Annotated in this window: 14 protein-coding genes and 1 tRNA gene; 9 read left to right on the forward strand and 6 right to left on the reverse strand. The window is 45.8% G+C overall.

Features of this window, described 5'->3' with window-relative positions:
• Positions 1–168 precede the first annotated feature (168 nt).
• Positions 169–435: a hypothetical protein gene (locus AC5JL3_RS03450; protein WP_496073152.1), complete on the reverse strand. Its 267-nt coding sequence runs from the start codon at positions 433–435 to the stop codon at positions 169–171.
• 394 nt (positions 436–829) lie between these two features.
• On the opposite strand from AC5JL3_RS03450, the gene AC5JL3_RS03455 reads away from it, so the two are divergent.
• The 3 genes from AC5JL3_RS03455 (at position 830) to fba (ending at position 3,085) form a co-directional block, all read left to right on the forward strand.
• Positions 830–1,699, forward strand: a complete 870-nt coding sequence (locus tag AC5JL3_RS03455) for an aldose epimerase family protein (protein WP_496073207.1) — start codon at positions 830–832, stop codon at positions 1,697–1,699.
• Between the two features lie 70 nt (positions 1,700–1,769).
• Positions 1,770–1,841: transfer RNA gene (locus AC5JL3_RS03460), tRNA-Lys, on the forward strand.
• A 164-nt stretch (positions 1,842–2,005) separates the two neighbouring features.
• A complete protein-coding gene (gene fba / locus AC5JL3_RS03465; RefSeq protein WP_496073153.1) occupies positions 2,006–3,085 on the forward strand; it encodes a class II fructose-bisphosphate aldolase in 1,080 nt (359 codons plus the stop codon).
• A 620-nt stretch (positions 3,086–3,705) separates the two neighbouring features.
• Here fba and aspS read toward each other — a convergent pair.
• Both aspS and AC5JL3_RS03475 read right to left on the reverse strand, forming a co-directional pair.
• Positions 3,706–5,499 (reverse strand): aspartate--tRNA ligase, encoded by a 1,794-nt coding sequence (gene aspS / locus AC5JL3_RS03470; RefSeq protein WP_496073154.1) that lies wholly within the window; start codon positions 5,497–5,499, stop codon positions 3,706–3,708.
• 291 nt (positions 5,500–5,790) lie between these two features.
• Positions 5,791–5,967: a hypothetical protein gene (locus tag AC5JL3_RS03475; protein WP_496073155.1), complete on the reverse strand. Its 177-nt coding sequence runs from the start codon at positions 5,965–5,967 to the stop codon at positions 5,791–5,793.
• A 222-nt stretch (positions 5,968–6,189) separates the two neighbouring features.
• On the opposite strand from AC5JL3_RS03475, the gene AC5JL3_RS03480 reads away from it, so the two are divergent.
• From AC5JL3_RS03480 to AC5JL3_RS03500, 5 genes are all read left to right on the forward strand, one after another.
• Entirely contained in the window at positions 6,190–6,720 is a 531-nt protein-coding gene (locus tag AC5JL3_RS03480; protein WP_496073156.1) for an orange carotenoid protein N-terminal domain-containing protein, read from the forward strand.
• Between the two features lie 354 nt (positions 6,721–7,074).
• Complete coding sequence (locus tag AC5JL3_RS03485; RefSeq protein WP_192222192.1) at positions 7,075–7,446, forward strand: roadblock/LC7 domain-containing protein; 372 nt, start codon at positions 7,075–7,077, stop codon at positions 7,444–7,446.
• 492 nt (positions 7,447–7,938) lie between these two features.
• On the forward strand, positions 7,939–8,802 hold the full coding sequence (locus tag AC5JL3_RS03490; protein WP_192222193.1) for a DUF4388 domain-containing protein: 864 nt from the start codon (positions 7,939–7,941) through the stop codon (positions 8,800–8,802).
• A gap of 11 nt (positions 8,803–8,813) precedes the next feature.
• A complete protein-coding gene (locus tag AC5JL3_RS03495) occupies positions 8,814–9,344 on the forward strand; it encodes a GTP-binding protein (RefSeq protein WP_192222239.1) in 531 nt (176 codons plus the stop codon).
• A 428-nt stretch (positions 9,345–9,772) separates the two neighbouring features.
• Positions 9,773–10,633, forward strand: a complete 861-nt coding sequence (locus AC5JL3_RS03500; RefSeq protein WP_496073157.1) for a DUF4388 domain-containing protein — start codon at positions 9,773–9,775, stop codon at positions 10,631–10,633.
• 208 nt (positions 10,634–10,841) lie between these two features.
• Here AC5JL3_RS03500 and AC5JL3_RS03505 read toward each other — a convergent pair whose 3' ends face one another.
• The 3 genes from AC5JL3_RS03505 to AC5JL3_RS03515 form a co-directional block, all read right to left on the reverse strand.
• Positions 10,842–11,603, reverse strand: coding sequence for an ABC transporter ATP-binding protein (locus AC5JL3_RS03505; RefSeq protein WP_496073158.1), 762 nt, complete (start codon positions 11,601–11,603; stop codon positions 10,842–10,844).
• Positions 11,604–11,606: 3 nt separating this feature from the next.
• Entirely contained in the window at positions 11,607–12,824 is a 1,218-nt protein-coding gene (locus AC5JL3_RS03510) for an ABC transporter permease (protein WP_496073208.1), read from the reverse strand.
• A gap of 86 nt (positions 12,825–12,910) precedes the next feature.
• Positions 12,911–14,347, reverse strand: coding sequence for an efflux RND transporter periplasmic adaptor subunit (locus AC5JL3_RS03515; RefSeq protein WP_496073159.1), 1,437 nt, complete (start codon positions 14,345–14,347; stop codon positions 12,911–12,913).
• Here AC5JL3_RS03515 and AC5JL3_RS03520 point away from each other — a divergent pair.
• Entirely contained in the window at positions 14,346–14,612 is a 267-nt protein-coding gene (locus AC5JL3_RS03520) for a hypothetical protein (RefSeq protein WP_496073160.1), read from the forward strand. The two genes, AC5JL3_RS03515 and AC5JL3_RS03520, sit on opposite strands and share 2 nt — an antisense overlap.
• Positions 14,613–14,632 lie beyond the last annotated feature (20 nt).

Raw genomic sequence — 14,632 nt, forward strand, 5'->3', positions numbered from 1 at the left:
CAATTTTTTTCTCAACGTCACACTTTTTGAAATCCCTGTAATGTCATCAACGCTACAGTTTTCTTTAGACAACCCAGCACGCAGGGTAAACAGAGGCTTTTGCGCTTACGAAGTGCGAACAAGGGGCGCTACTGAATAGGACTTATCTCTAAAATTTTGTTACGGGTGTCAACGACCACTAGGCATTAATTGGCTTATTGCGCTAGTGTTACGCGCTTCTCGCTCAATCTGACCTGAATTAACAGCCTCATAGAGGACTGTCAGAGCTTCTAAGTCTGATGCTTCATAGCCCTTCATTTCGAGAACCTGGCGAATTAAGCCTTCAGAAGCCACACTAAGGCAACCTGTTCTAAAAGCTGACTCTACGAGCGTGCGAATCATGAAACCAGCGCGTTGATATAAGGGATTTATACTAATCTCCAATATTTCCGGCATCTGGAAATTGATTTGTGTCAGCAAATTGTTGTGATTTTTAACACTTATTATTGTGACTTAGGTCACACTTATGGAAAGGAGTAGTTGTTTGTCTCGCCCATAGGTGGTTTTGAGCTATTGCAACCAATGTGAAAGCTGAGACTTCGACTGGTATAGCAAAAGGCTCTTATGCACAGGGCAGAGGGCAGAAGGGTTTTTACTACTATGTGGTCGTTTGGGTTTTTAAATCTTTCCTAACCTTTATGGCTACAGCTATAGTTCTACGGTTGTTCCTACTAGCGTAGAAACCTAAGTGTTAAGCCTTCATAAACAGAGCAGTGGTTTTTCAACAAGAGTTTGTTAAAGTTCTGGTGCGAAGACTAAATTGTTAACCCTTGACGAGGTAAAAATACCTGTGTTTGTGATCGCTCGAAAGCAGCAACAATACGAAACCTACATACTCACTGACGAAAACGCTCAGTCTCGTCTGGAAGTCGTTCCGGAACGCGGCGGCATTATCACAAGCTGGAGTCTCCAAAGCCAAGATATTCTCTATCTTGATGGCGATCGCTTTGCGGACTCTAGCTTGAGCGTTCGGGGCGGCATCCCTATCCTCTTCCCCATCTGCGGCAACTTACCCGATAACACTTACACTCACAACGGCAAACAATACACGCTTAAACAGCATGGCTTTGCTCGTGACTTACCTTGGGAAGTCACCGAGCAAATAACTAATGACCTCGTAAGCCTTACCCTTGTCCTCAATAGCAACAACCAAACTCGTGCTGTTTATCCCTTCGACTTCCAAGTAGCCTTTACCTACGAACTCAAGGGCAATACCTTAGAAATTCGGCAACGCTACACAAACCACTCAGCTGAGCCGATGCCCTTCTCGACGGGTCTTCATCCCTACTTCTTTACCTCTGACAAGACCCGATTAGAGTTTGATATCCCTGCCTCCAAGTATCAAAATCAGACTACCAAAGAAGTCCATCCCTTCCCCGGCAGCTTTGATTTGAGCCAAGATGAGATTGATGTTGCGTTTCGTCAAGTTAGCGCTAATTTTACAAGTGCTACGGATACGGGACGAGGGTTCAAAGTCACACTCAGTTACAGCGACCTGTACTCTACCCTCGTTTTCTGGACTGTTAAGGGTAAAGACTACTACTGCCTAGAACCCTGGAGCGCTCCTCGAAACTCTCTCAACACGGGAGAGCATCTCACCGAACTGTCACCTGGAGCCAGTTGTGAGGCATCTGTTCACCTGAATGTGACTTTTTTTTGAAACGTTGGTTACATTTTCGATTTATTTGTGGTAACTTAGAAAACGGTGGATTTATTGAGTTCACCTCTTCGGGTCGCTAACTCAACGGTAGAGTACTCGGCTTTTAACCGATTTGTTCCGGGTTCGAATCCCGGGCGACCCATACAAGTCATAGCAAACGATTATTAGACCTATAAAAGAGGCTTATCTCAAAATCAATAGAGATAATTTCCTATAAATCGAAAAATATCTTAAGATTATCCTAAGAATTAAACTTGTCTAGAAATAACTAGCTGACAACTAAACCAAAAGTTAGGAGGACTATTTATGGCGCTCGTACCTATGCGGCTGCTGCTGGAACACGCGGCTGAAAACGGCTACGGCATTCCAGCATATAACGTCAACAACATGGAGCAGATCCTGTCAATTATGCAGGCTGCGGAAGAAGCAAATAGCCCAGTGATCTTACAAGCTTCTCGTGGTGCCCGCAGCTACGCAGGCGAATATTTCTTGCGCCATCTGGTTCTGGCGGCGGTAGAAACCTACCCTCATATCCCGATTGCCATGCACCAAGACCACGGCAATAGTCCATCGACTTGCTACTCAGCAATTCGCCACGGTTTTACTAGCGTCATGATGGACGGCTCTTTGGAAGCGGATGCCAAGACTCCATCTAGCTACGAATACAACGTTGAAGTCACTCGTAAAGTTGTAGAAGTCGCTCATGCAGTCGGCGTTAGTGTCGAAGGCGAACTAGGATGCTTGGGTTCTCTGGAAACTGGCGCTGGGGAAGCGGAAGATGGTCACGGTTTTGAAGGTACTCTCTCTCACGACCAACTGTTGACCGACCCTGATGAAGCCGTTGACTTCGTTGAACAGACTGGTGTAGATGCCCTCGCTGTTGCGATTGGCACTAGCCACGGCGCTTACAAGTTCACCCGCAAACCCACGGGTGAAATTCTCGCTATTAGCCGGATTGAGGAAATTCATCGCCGCCTGCCTAACACCCACTTGGTGATGCATGGTTCCTCCTCTGTGCCAGAAGACTTGCTTGCCCTCATCAACCAGTACGGCGGTAGCATTCCTGAAACCTACGGCGTGCCTGTTGAAGAAATTCAAAAAGGCATTAAGAGTGGTGTCCGTAAGGTCAACATCGACACAGATAACCGCTTGGCTATCACGGCTGCAATCCGTGAAGCCGCTGCGAAAGATCCATCTAACTTTGACCCACGTCACTTCATGAAGCCTTCTATCAAGTACATGAAGAATGTTTGCTTAGAGCGTTATCAGCAGTTTGGCACGGCTGGCAATGCAAGCAAGATTAAGCAGATGACTCTGGATGACTATGCGGCTAAGTATGCCAAAGGTGAATTAACTGCTGCTACGAAAAAAGCTGTAACAGCTTAATTTCTTGACTTGTAAGCCAACAAGCTAATTTGTATTGATGATTTGTTTGGGTAGCTTTGACAGCTACCCAATTTTTATTTCTTCTCTAGTAAAGTTTTAAAGCCTGTCTAGGGGCGATCGCTTATTTTGTTTGATAGTGATATTAAGCGATCACGCTTGAAATCTACTATTGCCAGCCAACGGTTAAAGAGTAGACTTGGATTCCAAGAAGAATGCTTCTAAAACTAGACAATAAAATCGGTTATTTGCAATACACAACTGCTTAATCTCAATGGCAATACTCTACAATCCACGGCTAATGCCTTTAGGCAGATGATTGTCTCTGACCAAAGTAGTAAGCTTCAAATTAAGCAAGTCTAAGGTAACGAGGGCATTGCTAACGATAGGACAACAAGCTCTTAGTGCAGAAGCTCTGAGGGCTTTTTTATTTGAATTGCACAAGCTAAACCAAAAGTTTACCCCTGCATTGAACAGGGGTGAAGCCAACTAATAGGACAGCAAGCTCTTGTCTAAGAGTAGAAGCTTTTATAGGGCTGATCTCCTACCATACGACCTATGTCCAATTACATACTTTAGGACTTACGCAAAATTATCCATCAAACGCTAGATGTAGTACTCCATTATTCCTTTTCCTTTGGCTTGTAAGTAGAAGCAACGTGTAAGTCCTTCAACTGCTTGAGATCAACAGCCGCCGGAGCATCGGTCAAGAGACAGCGTGCTTGTTGCGTCTTCGGGAAAGCAATTACATCCCGAATTGACTCTTCGCCAGCAAGCAACATCACTAATCGGTCTAAGCCGAAGGCAAGCCCACCGTGGGGCGGTGTCCCGTACTCAAATGCCTCAAGCAGAAACCCGAACTTGTCGTAAGCTTCTTCCGGAGATAAGCCAATTGTTTCAAAAACTTGTTGCTGTAGTTCGGGTTTGAAAATTCGTAAACTACCCCCTCCAACTTCTAAACCGTTAAAAACTAAGTCGTAAGCTTGCGCTCGTGCCGTTTTCAGATCATTCAAATCATCGGGGTGAGGAGCTGTAAATGGGTGATGCAGTGCCTCTAGTCGCTTTTCCTCAGCATTCCACTCAAACATTGGGAAATCGGTCACCCAGAGTAAGTTAATCTTATTTGGGTCAATTAGCCCCAATTCACGACCAATCACGCCGCGCAGTCGGTCTAGGGTTTTGTTAACAACGTCTGTAGGTCCTGCACCAAAGAGCAAGAGATGACCGGGTTTTGCCCCTGTGCGCTCTAGTAATTCCTGTTTTTGGGCTTCTGTTAGGTTGTCCTTAATTGCCCCAATCGTGTCGATTTCACCATCATCACGCACTCGAATGTAAGCAACACCCTTAGCACCCGCTTCACTGGCTTCTTTGAATAAGTCGCCACCTGGCTTTATCCGCACATTGGAAATGACATCATTTCCACCAGGGATTGGTAGAACTTTGACGGTACCACCAGCCGCAACAGCACCGGAGAAGACTTTGAAGCCAGAATCTTTTAGTAAATCAGAAACATTGACAAGTTCTAAAGCAAAGCGCGTGTCTGGTTTATCACTGCCGTAGCGTTCCATTGCTTCGGCGTAGGTGAGGCGAGGGAAGGGGCGTGAGATGTCAATGCCCTTGAGGGTTTTGAATATGTGACAGACTAACCCTTCATTTAGCTGGAGAATTTCCTCTTGAGACATGAAGCTCATTTCCATGTCTAGTTGAGTAAATTCTGGCTGCCTTTCGGCACGTAAGTCTTCATCCCGGAAGCAACGGACAATTTGATAGTAGCGGTCAACTCCAGATACCATTAGCAATTGCTTGAAGAGTTGCGGGGATTGGGGCAAGGCGTACCACTGACCCGGATTGACACGAGAAGGGACAAGGTAGTCTCTGGCTCCTTCAGGGGTGGAGCGAGTGAGAACTGGCGTTTCGACTTCGATGAAGTTTTGCTCATCTTCCAAGTAACGGCGGATTGCTTTGACGACTTGGTGACGCAGTTGGAGGTTTTTGCTCATGCGATCGCGTCTCAAATCCAAGTACCGATACTTCAGGCGCAATTCTTCCCGCACTGGCTCTGTATCAGCGGTTGAAACTTGGAACGGTAGCTGCTTACGGACGCTATTGAGTAGCTCAATTTTGTCAGCGTAAACTTCGACTTCCCCAGTCGGGAGTTTAGGATTTAGTGAATCATCTGGACGCGCCGTGACTCGCCCCGTCACTTTCACTACATATTCATTCCGGAGGGTTTCGGCATCATTGTAGGACTCTGGAGTGCGCTGGGGGTCACTGACAATCTGAATAATGCCAGTGCGATCGCGTAAATCTAAAAAAATCACACCCCCATGGTCGCGGCGACGGTCTATCCATCCACACAGGGTAACGGTCTCTCCAATCTGTTCCTTTCTGACTTCGCCGCAATAATAAGTTCGCATAGTTGCAAAAACACTAACTTCGGCTTGAGGATAGGGAATGCGTAAGCATCAAGCCTGAAGTCTATAATAAGCGCCATTCGGCTCACTCAGCAGAACAGAATGTAAGTCAATAGTTAAAGCTCAACCAAAAAGCTGGTTGAGCGATCGGTTATTAAACCACACAATGTGCATGCAAGGTTTAATGTTGCTATTCCCTAGCTAATCATTGAAATTTCAGATTGCCTCTCCTGGGGTTTTCAGCACATCCAGCTCAGGTTCGGCTTACTCAGATGCTGTGGTAGCCGTAGCCGCTTATGAACCTGCTTCAGATTTGTCAACGTCGCTAACGCTATATTCTTTTGAAGCTTCGTAGTCCACATCAAAATCCACTTCTGGTACTTTCTCTTTCCCTTCAACCATATTCTGAGCGGCTAACTCAGCTTCCTGTACATCAGTTTGCTTGGGATCTGGTTTCAGTTCCTCAGACATATTCAACTCCTAATTTGTATTTTTTATATTAGCGACGCTAATTCTATCAGTAGCGATCCCCATTGCCTTAGTGTCTTAAGGCATATCTTTAACCTCTTCAGGAACAAAGTTTCCTTCAATATTGCTCCGATAAAGCAAACTCTCTCTCTTGGAGGGCGATTTCAAATAGTAAACTTTGATACTCCTAAGCTTGAACACATTTACTTGCTTTGGAGAAGAATTATGAATACTCAAGAAAGTGGTAGCTCTTCAACTCGTTCCGGAGATACCAAAAAAGTAGTAGAAGCGTTTGAAGGGCTAGGCACAGATGAAAAACTAGCGCTACTCTACTATGCTTATGAAAAAATGGGCGATTCAATCACGCCAGCTGCTCCTACTGCCACGTTCCCAGAACTGGCTCCTCGCTTACTAGGCGGAGAATTTTATGATATGTCTGATGATGATCAGCTAGCTGTAATGCGAGAGATTGTTAACCGGGAAGATACAGAGCTATCTCGTGCCTATGGGGCATTGACCGAAAACAATCAACTCGTTGTTTGGTATGCCTGGGCTGTGGCGATGGGAGATACCGTAGTAGATATGCCAAGCGATTATCAAGCTACCCAAACCATCAACGATGCCCTATCCCAAATTGAAGGACTAGAATTTGAGGCACAAATCTCAATGTTGCGAGAGATAGTAGGAAATATGGGTCATAGCGACGTCAAGTCGATTCCTACTCAGGCAGAAACAGGGAAGACGGCAAGCTTATAACATTGCGTGTGACGTTGCTCGTCCTTGCTGTGTTGAGGGGCAGCTAGGGGAAAATTACCCCTACAGTTCTATTCTTTTGGCGTGCAATGCCAAAAAGTTGCACATCAGATTCTTATAAATCGAAAGAACTACTTGAGAAGTAATTAATTAGGGGTTGCTGTTTAAGCGCCCTGTAAAATACTCGTAGATAGGAAGAGGTGTGATACTTGGTTCCCTGAAAGAGCCTGGTTGAACACTCTTTTTTCTATGCAGGCTATTTTAAAGCTGTAGATTGTGAGGGTGGATGATGCGAGATCAGCTAATGCTCCCACACGATGAACAATAGGGGAGTGTCAAATCAGGAGGATATGAGTTATGACAATCAATACAGCCAAGCTGGAGAGCATTCTCCAAAATTTCGTCACTGGCGCAAGTGATGTTCAGGGAGCCGCTCTTGTCTCTCCTGATGGACTTCCTCTAGCATCCAGCTTACCGAGCGAGATGGATGAAGAACGGGTATCCGCTATGTCAGCCGCCATGCTTTCTTTAGGTGAGCGCATTGGTAGCGAATTGTCTAGAGGCTTTCTTGATCGCATTTATGTTGAGGGTGATCAGGGCTATGGCATCCTCACTAACTGTGGCGAGTATGCCGTCTTACTCGTTTTAGCAAGCAAGGCGGCAAAACAGGGCGTGCTGATGTTGGAAATTAAGCGTGTAATTCCTGAGCTGAAGGCGGCTTTAAGCTGAGGTAGCTGATGATACTCAATCGCCCCTAACAGCACACTCTGTAATTTAATTAATTGAATTAAAGCCTTCTACTCCTCAAGCAAGCTGTGGTGCGTCTCGGACTACTTCACTTTCCACCCATAGAAGGCTTAATTTTTAAACAATTCGATTCACAACTTCTTTATAGGTCTTGTGAACATTAGGCAACATCTGCGATGAGTTACTCTGAATTATTTTTGACTAATCTATCACTCGTATTATGTTGTTTTCTACAGTTTAGTTTTAAAACCGTTTTATCTGGTCAGTCTACTACTAGCTGACTCTTACTTCTGCGTCAACCTTCGGAACGGGGTTTAATATTGTATGTTTAAGTTGTTATGATAGGAAAAATTTACTTTTTTCCTTGAAAAAGAAAAGTAACATAAAGTTAATAATTCTTCGTTTTTAGTTTGAAAATAGGTAGAGTATTCTCCTAATTTCAGATGACTTGTAGAGAAAGCAGCGGAATGAGTAATGGCTATTACGAGTTGTTTAGCAGAATTTTCACTTCCAGAACTATTTCAATTTCTTGATCAAGGTAGCAAAACTGGTTTGTTGACCTTGCGGTTTCAGCCTGACAGTCAAAATCCAGAGAAAAAAATTCGTCATGCTCTAATGCATCAAGGTCGGATTGTTGCAGTGACCAATCGTCTTGACCACCAGTGCTTGCTGGCGATGATTTGTCAGCGAGGCTGGATTAGCCCTGAGGTGCTGCGTGAGCAAGTGAATCGGTGTCCGGCGAATATACCGATTGGACTTTACTTAAAGACGCAGGGCTTTTTACAACCAGAGCAGTTGAGATTGCTGTTCCATGCTCAAGTGTTACAGCAAGTGTGTGCGTTGTTTAGGCTTCGAGATGCTCGGTTTAAGTTCGACTCTAAAGCCACGTTGCCAACAACCGAAATGACGGGCTTGAGCCTTTCTGCTACCGAAGCGACGTTAATGGGTTTACGTGTGTTGCGAGACTGGAGGTCATTGGTGGACAAACTACCGGAACCAACTTCAGCCTTATCTAGGGTTGTTTTGGGTAAGCGTCACTTGCGGCTAGATTCTTTGGAAGGGCAAGTGTGGCAAATGGCGAATGGCTCACTTCCTCTAAATGCGATCGCGTCTCAACTTAAACAGTCTGTAGAAACGATTCAACAAACAGCCTTTCGGCTTATTAGTGTTGGTTTGGTTGCAGAAGTGCCAATCATCACTCCCGTTCGCAGTAAAACTTCAGAAGAAGATGTTTTAGAGTCAGCTACCTTTGACACCGAAATGACCAAGGAAAACAATGGACAAGCCCTAAGCCAGTCCTTCGTACAAAGCTTGCTTGGTTTCTTGAGGAGCAAGTAAACGTGGAAATTATGCGTCTCGTTGTTACCGGCACTGTAGGTGCCGGTAAGTCAACGTTCATTCGCTCAGTCAGTGAAATTGATGTCGTAGACACGGATCGTGTAGCCACAGATGAAACCGCGTCACTCAAGAAAAAAACAACCGTAGCCATGGACTTTGGGCGTTTGCAATTTGCACCAGGAATGGCAGTGCATTTATATGGAACGCCGGGACAGTCTCGGTTCGACTTCATGTGGGATATTCTGATTCGCCGCGCTCACGCTTATATCCTCCTTATCGATGCCCATCGCCCTGGTGATTTTCGCGCTGGTCGCCGAATGCTCACCTTTATGAAACAGCGTACACAAATTCCCTTAGTGATCGGTTTAACGCATATGGATTGTGAGGGAGCCTGGTCTGAGGAGAATGTCGCGATCGCGTTGGGCTTTGCTGACAAGAAGCACCGACCACCCTTTGTAACGCTCAATGCTAATCAAAAAGATTCTGTAATTAGAGCATTGATTGTTCTAATGCAACACTTTATGCAAAGCTCAGTTATTTAACTTTATATAAAATCTAAGCGCTTCCTTCTGTAATTACGTCAATAACGTAACAATATTAGCTAAATACAGTATCGCTGGTCACATTAATGACTTGTAATTACTACAAGACAAAGCATCTATTTTACATAAGTTAAATTTCATCAATATCCTGTTATTTTAACTACGCATTCTGTAATTGCAATTACAACGGACTTCGCTAAGATAACTGAAACTTAATAACGTTTACTTAGCAGGTCTCAAGGTATGCATCTGGATCTGGCGAACGAGCTACAGATTTCTATCGATAGATTGATTCAGGGGGTGTGGTAAGCAGTTTTACAATAGATCCATGTTAAGGATTGTTAAGATGTTTCCAGTTTGCGTTGCATAGCTAGCTGAGTGCATCGTTGACTTCGCCCACTTGTTTTCTAGCCTCCCCTTAAACAACCATGACCATTTCAGGTGCTCTATCCGACTTCTCACTACCAGAAATCTTTCAATTAATTGAGAAAGGACACAAAACTGGGTTGCTGACTCTTCGTGCTTTGCCAGATGCCCAAGATACGCAAGCACAGTATTTTTACATTTGGGTGCGCGAAGGTCGTATTGTCGCCGCAGCCAACCGCTTAGACCAGCAAGGTTTAGTTTCACTGATTGCACAACGCCAGTGGGTTAGCGATCGCGTTTTTGATAAACTTGTTCACTGGTGCTGTCCCATTAGTGAACCCTTGGGTATGTACCTCAAAGCTCAAGGCGTATTACAAGCCGAACAGCTTAAGCAGTTGTTCCAGATTCAGGTACTAAAGCAAGTCTGTGGCTTATTCCAACTCAAGGACGCTGAGTTTAAGTTTGAGCAGAATGTACACATACCACCGCGAGAGTTAACTGGCTTAAGTGTTCCAGCGACAGAGGCAGCACTGGTAGGACTGCGTGTGCTGCGTAACTGGGAAGCTTTAGCAGACAGACTGCCGGATGCAAACGAGGGTTTAGCGAGTACCATTGAGGGTCAACCCCATTATCGACTCAACGCTCAAGAGTGGCAAGTTTGGGAATACACGAAAGGTACAGTTTCGCTTTGGGTAATTGCTGAGCAACTGAGACTACCCGTTGAGACAGTTCAGCAGATTGCCTTCCGACTCATCACACTGGGGATAGCTGAAGAAGTGCCTTTAGTGGTTAATACTAAAGTGAAACAAGCCGTTGAGCCACTCCCTTCACAGATTATTGATGAAGCTAAGCAAGAGAATGTTAGTAACTCTTTTGTACAAAATTTAGTGGGATTTTTGCGTAACAAAGTTCTAACACCGTAAAGTCTAAGTCGTTGTTGTTCATTGGTAACTCAAGTAGCAAGTTAGCCAACCTAAGCCTAACTTCTGGCAGCTATCACTTCACTTCTACGATACTTTAAGTCTCTTTTTCCCAATTCCCAATTCCCAATTCCCAATTCCCAAAAACTCAGAACCTTGTACCTTACCCTTCCTCACCCTTTAGGAGAACCGCTATATAAAGTTTCTGTTCTTAGGAAACAGCAACCTGAGTCATTTCCTCTGGAGTGAGATGGGAATGTACTACTTCACCATCACGGAACCAGACAATGCGTCTCGTTAAACGTGCTACGTCTGGCTCGTGAGTTACCATAACAACGGTAATGCCAGCTTGATTGAGTTCAGTAAAGATATCCATGACTTCAGCCGTCGTGTGAGAATCCAATGCTCCCGTTGGTTCATCGGCTAACAGTAAGACAGGTCGATTCACGATCGCGCGTGCGATCGCAACTCGCTGCTGTTGTCCTCCAGAAAGTTGGTTGGGTCTATTTTTCATCCGGTTTTCCAAGCCAACTCGCTTCAAAGCCTGCATCGCGCGATCGCGTCGTTCACTAGCTGGAACTCCTGCATACACCATCGGTAACATCACATTTTCCAGCGCTGTTAATTGAGCCAACAGGTGAAATTGCTGGAAGACAAAGCCAATTTTAAGATTACGAATCCCTGCTAAATCAGCATCTACTAACCGAGAAACATCCACGTTATCCAAGTAGTAATGTCCTGATGTTGGTCGGTCAAGACAGCCGATAATATTCATTGCGGTAGACTTACCGGAACCCGAAGCTCCCATAATTGCACAGTACTCTCCCTGCTCAACCACCAGGCTGACTCCGTTGAGGGCACGAACTTCCGTATTTCCGATGCCGTAAACCTTGGAAACGTTCTCAATACGGATGATTATTGGTTTCCTTCCAGGACTGAAGTGGTCGGAGTAACGTTCAAGTTTATCTTGCATAATCTAAGAACTTCTAAGAGCAACAATCGGGTCAAGTTTCGCGGCTCGTTGCGCTGGCACTACCCCAAAAAATAAGCCAATACCACCAGAAACCCCGACAGCCATCAGGATTGCCACAGGTGAAACACCCGCTTGCAACGGTGTCACAGCACCAACGAAGAGGACACCACCTACACCAATGAGTGTCCCCAGAACGCCACCTGCCGCTGAGAGAATCACAGCTTCAATCATGAACTGAACGAGAATATCTTGCTCTCTGGCACCGATCGCTTTTCGCAAGCCTATTTCCTGGGTACGCTCGGTGACGGAGACAAGCATAATATTCATTACACCGATGCCTCCGACAAAAAGGGAAATCGCCGCAATCGCCGTCAGCATCAACGTTAATGCGCCCGTAATCGTGCCAACAATCTGTAAAAGGTCTTCCTGCGCTCTCACGGTAAAGTCATCTTCGCCAGTGATTTTGTGCCGTAGCCGCAGCAAATTCTCAACCTGAAACCGAGCGGCAGTTGTGCTTTCAGGGTCTTTAGCGGAGATTGAGATGATACTGACTTCTAGCCCATAAGGAGAAGTTTGTCCAACAATGCGATTCGCTAGTGTTGTGATTGGGACAAACACCGTGTCATCCTGATTGTCTCCTAGGAAAGAACCTTTCGATTCCATGACACCGATGACCTGGAAGGAGACATTTTTAATTCGTAGCTGCTGACCAACCGGGTCAACATTACCAAACAGTCGCTCCGCAATATCTGGGCCCAAAGCGACAACTTGGTTATTTCGTCTCACATCTTGCTCGGAAATAAATCGTCCTTGGGCAACATCAAAGCTTCTAACTGAAAGATACTCTGGTGTCGTGCCGACAACGGTCGTGCTAGTGTTTTTGTTGCGGTAAGTGATTAGCTGCCGAGAGCTGATCTGGGCAGCCACTTCTTTAACAGAAGGCACTTGAGTTGCGATCGCTTCTGCATCCTCTAGCACCAATGTCCTCGGCACCTCAAATGTTGTATTCCGGGTTTCTTGAGAGCCAGGAACAATAAATAAGACATTTGGACCAAGGGACTCAAATTGCTCAGAGGCTAACTTCTGCGCTCCCTGTCCAATCCCCACCATCGCAATTACAGAAGCATTGCCAATAATAATACCCAGCATCGTCAGACTGCTACGAAGCTTATTCGCGACCAGCGTTGTCGCTGCCATCTTGACACTTTCAACAATGTCAATGCTTCTAGAGGGCGCAGTATATTGATAGCGTTGAGGCTTATCCAAGGAAGTTGATTTCTGAGATTGGTCGTTCGGCTCCTCAAGCTTCACTCGTTATTCTCCTTTTTCCTACGGTCTTCGGGCAAATCAATAAACACCCGTTCGCCTTGCTTTAAACCATCCAGAATCTGAGTTTGGTTTTGAATCATTGACCCAATCGTCACGGGTTTAAACTTCGGTTTGTCATCTACGTCCGGCACCATCACGCCAGTTTCACCGTCCTGAGTGACAATCGCCACAGTCGGTACAACCAGAGCATTACTCACCTGTTCACCCAAAAACGTCAAGTCAACATTCATCCCAGAGCGCAGTTCTTTTTGACCCGTTACCAGTGCTACCCGCACCTGAAAAGACGTGACATTTTGCTCAACCACCGCCTCCGGGGCAACCAGTTCCACCTGACCCTGGAAAACTTTGTCAGGATAGGCATCTGCAACAACTTCTACCTTTTGTCCCGGTTTAATTTGCCCTACATCCACCTCTGGAACATTAGCAAGGATTTCCAAACCCCTTGCCAAGGCAACAATTGATGTTGAGGTTGCCGAAGCTGTGCTGGAGGCTGACGTAGTGGGCGTTACAAATGCGCCTTCTGTTGCATATTTCTGTGTGACAATCCCAGAAAATGGCGCACGAATCAGCGTATCCTGTAGTTGCACTTGCGCTGCTAGCACCTGCGCTTTTGCTGAATTCACAGCCGCTACAAGCTGGGCAATTTCTTCAGGGCGGCTCCCACTCTGTAATTGCTCTACAGCAAAACGAGCTTCTTCTACCGAGGCTTCGAGCTGATTCACCTCTGGAGCAGTTTGACTTTGCACTTGCGCCAAGCGTTGTTCAGCTTCAAAGACTGCTGCCTGTGAACTTTGGGCTTCTGTGATTACCTCATCAAATTGGTCTTGTGAGATAGCCCCCTGGTTAGCCAAAGAACGGTTGCGCTCTACCCGTGACAGTGCCAGAGCTAGCCTTGAGCGAGCTGTAGCGACTTGTGCCCTTGCCTGATCAACTTCTGACGGGTTCCCAAGTTGTGCCTGGTTCAAACGAGCTTGAGCCTGTGCTAGACGTGCTTTAGCTTGGTCAATTTCTTGTGGACGACTGCCAGCTTGAGCCTCGGCAAGACGTGCTTGCGATTGATTTAGGTCAGCTTGAGCTTTTATATATTGCGCCTGAATCTCTGCATTTTCCATCAGCGCCAGTTTTTGCCCCTGCTGTACCTGATCTCCCTGTTCAACGAAGAGTTTTGCCAAACGACCTGATGTTTTGGGGCTAAGGTTGACACTTTGGATCGGCTTTACCGTACCACTTGCCGTGATTCGTACAGTCAGGTTTTGTGATTGCGTTGGCACCGTCATTTTATCAAGGTCAATTTTGGGAGTCCTGGTGTTAATGACGTATGCCCCCGCACCACCAATTAGCAAAATGCCTGATGCAATTAGCCCCAGCAGCCAAGGGAGAGGTCGTTTGCCTTTACTGATGGGGGGAACTTCCATGGATGAGGTTTTTGAGTCAGGCTTTAATAAAGAAACAGGCATCAGTGGCTTTCTATGGAATCAGCTTGGCACTACCCGCAAGCGTCCAGTCTGTAAAGACATCCTCGTAAATAGAAAACTTTTAGCATCCGACTGGCAACTCTCTTGCTTCTCTTCCATACTACCCATGTTGCTTGATCAACTTGTCTACCTGTACCGATCGCAGGTTGTAGGGAATGCCGAATTATGGGAATTGGGAATTGGGAATTGGGAATTGAGGCAGTGACTCATTTTTCCCTCAAATAA

The organism is Symplocastrum torsivum (genome assembly GCF_059505465.1).